We start from the raw sequence: 2500 nt of genomic DNA, 5'->3' as shown, positions 1-2500 counted from the left end.
CTGTACCACCTATACATCGTTTGAACGATGGGGGGACGCAGAAGGATAGGGTAAGCGCGCTGTTGGATATGCGCGTCCAAGCAGTTAGGCCGGAAACGAGGCAAATCCCGTTTCCATTAAGGCGGAGCTGTGATGGCGAGGGAAATATAGTACCGAAGTTCCTGATTCCACGCTGCCAAGAAAAGCCTCTAGTGAGATGTAAGGTGCCCGTACCGCAAACCGACACAGGTAGGCGAGGAGAGAATCCTAAGGTGTGCGAGAGAACTCTCGTTAAGGAACTCGGCAAAATGACCCCGTAACTTCGGGAGAAGGGGTGCTTTTTAGGGTGAATAGCCCAGAAAAGCCGCAGTGAATAGGCCCAGGCGACTGTTTAGCAAAAACACAGGTCTCTGCGAAGCCGCAAGGCGAAGTATAGGGGCTGACACCTGCCCGGTGCTGGAAGGTTAAGGGGAGAGGTTAGCGCAAGCGAAGCTTTGAACCGAAGCCCCAGTAAACGGCGGCCGTAACTATAACGGTCCTAAGGTAGCGAAATTCCTTGTCGGGTAAGTTCCGACCCGCACGAAAGGTGTAACGATCTGGGCACTGTCTCAACGAGAGACTCGGTGAAATTATAGTACCTGTGAAGATGCAGGTTACCCGCGACAGGACGGAAAGACCCCGTGGAGCTTTACTGCAGCCTGATATTGAATTTTGGTACAGCTTGTACAGGATAGGTAGGAGCCTGAGAAGCCGGAGCGCCAGCTTCGGTGGAGGCGTTGGTGGGATACTACCCTGGCTGTATTGAAATTCTAACCCGCGCCCCTTATCGGGGTGGGAGACAGTGTCAGGTGGGCAGTTTGACTGGGGCGGTCGCCTCCTAAAGAGTAACGGAGGCGCCCAAAGGTTCCCTCAGAATGGTTGGAAATCATTCGTAGAGTGTAAAGGCACAAGGGAGCTTGACTGCGAGACCTACAAGTCGAGCAGGGACGAAAGTCGGGCTTAGTGATCCGGTGGTTCCGCATGGAAGGGCCATCGCTCAACGGATAAAAGCTACCCCGGGGATAACAGGCTTATCTCCCCCAAGAGTCCACATCGACGGGGAGGTTTGGCACCTCGATGTCGGCTCATCGCATCCTGGGGCTGTAGTCGGTCCCAAGGGTTGGGCTGTTCGCCCATTAAAGCGGTACGCGAGCTGGGTTCAGAACGTCGTGAGACAGTTCGGTCCCTATCCGTCGCGGGCGCAGGAAATTTGAGAGGAGCTGTCCTTAGTACGAGAGGACCGGGATGGACGCACCGCTGGTGTACCAGTTGTCTTGCCAAAGGCATAGCTGGGTAGCTACGTGCGGACGGGATAAGTGCTGAAAGCATCTAAGCATGAAGCCCCCCTCAAGATGAGATTTCCCATGGCGCAAGCTAGTAAGATCCCTGAAAGATGATCAGGTTGATAGGTCAGAGGTGGAAGCATGGTGACATGTGGAGCTGACTGATACTAATAGATCGAGGACTTAACCAACGCTTTTTAAAAAATGAAATACCTTCTTATTATCTAGTTTTGAAGGAACAACGTTCCTTTTATGTTTGGTGGCGATAGCGAAGAGGTCACACCCGTTCCCATTCCGAACACGGCAGTTAAGCTCTTCAGCGCCGATGGTAGTTGGGGGATTCCCCCTGTGAGAGTAGGACGCCGCCAAGCCATTTAAAAAGATCAGCCATCCGGCTGGTCTTTTTTTGTATTCATAAGGTCATGGAAATAGCATCTTTTTTCGCATACAGTGTCGCTTTCTTGCACACATAATTAAAGGCTGTTTAAATGGTCTTGTCGTTATTTGATTTCTCTTCATATTGAATGTGATGATTTGTAGTATCCTGTAACGGTTTTATATGTCATCTTTATTTTCCTTTGTGATGTCATCATAAGGTGTGTATCTATTTGAAGGTGCTGATTTCTTTTTAATCAGCCGATAACAAACAAAGCATATTACAGTAATAACAAATGGACTATAAGCATATGCCATTTAGTCACTCCTTAAAAAGATTGCTTACTATTTCATCTCACTATATCCCCTACTATCCCTTTGTTCAAAACAACGATCTTTACGAAAACAGCGCAAAAAATAAAAATCATTAAGGTTTTGCAGGGATACCTTCAGATCTGTCCAACTAGTAAAAAGGATCTTGAAGCATTCTTCACCTAACTTTAAGAAAAAGAATTATTTATTGTGAAATGTGTTGACTTTATGGTGGGAAAGGATTAATATAAATAAGCACCAACTAAGACAAACGCAAAAACATCATCGCTTTTGGCTGATTGCTGAAAGAAATAATAACTATTGACTTCTTACTATGAAAGTGATAAGATGAAATGGTCGCTGAAAAACACAGCGATTTAAAATAAGTTAAAAACTTCGTAGAAGTTGACAACTAATCAATAAGATGTTATGATGAATAAACAGCCGTTCGAAAGAACGATTGTGGAAATTGCTCTTTGAAAACTGAACAAAACAAAGCGCCAACGTTAAAT

1 protein-coding gene and 2 rRNA genes (1 of these 3 cut by a window edge) are annotated in these 2500 nt (G+C 46.6%); 2 read left to right on the top strand and 1 reads right to left on the bottom strand.

The genetic code is table 11. The features are described from left to right. Both A6755_RS00010 and rrf read left to right on the top strand, forming a co-directional pair. A 23S ribosomal RNA gene (locus A6755_RS00010) occupies positions 1 to 1492 on the top strand (it extends 1441 nt beyond the left edge of the window). 64 nt (positions 1493 to 1556) lie between these two features. Next, positions 1557 to 1672, top strand: a 5S ribosomal RNA gene (gene rrf / locus A6755_RS00005). Between the two features lie 184 nt (positions 1673 to 1856). Here rrf and A6755_RS28185 read toward each other — a convergent pair. Beyond that, entirely contained in the window at positions 1857 to 1994 is a 138-nt protein-coding gene (locus A6755_RS28185) for a DUF3951 domain-containing protein (RefSeq protein ID WP_134402069.1), read from the bottom strand. Positions 1995 to 2500 lie beyond the last annotated feature (506 nt).

It is taken from the genome of Peribacillus frigoritolerans (assembly GCF_001636405.1).
In the GTDB taxonomy this organism is placed as follows: Bacteria; Bacillota; Bacilli; order Bacillales; family DSM-1321; genus Peribacillus; species Peribacillus frigoritolerans.
This window is presented reverse-complemented; position numbering and strand designations above follow the sequence as displayed.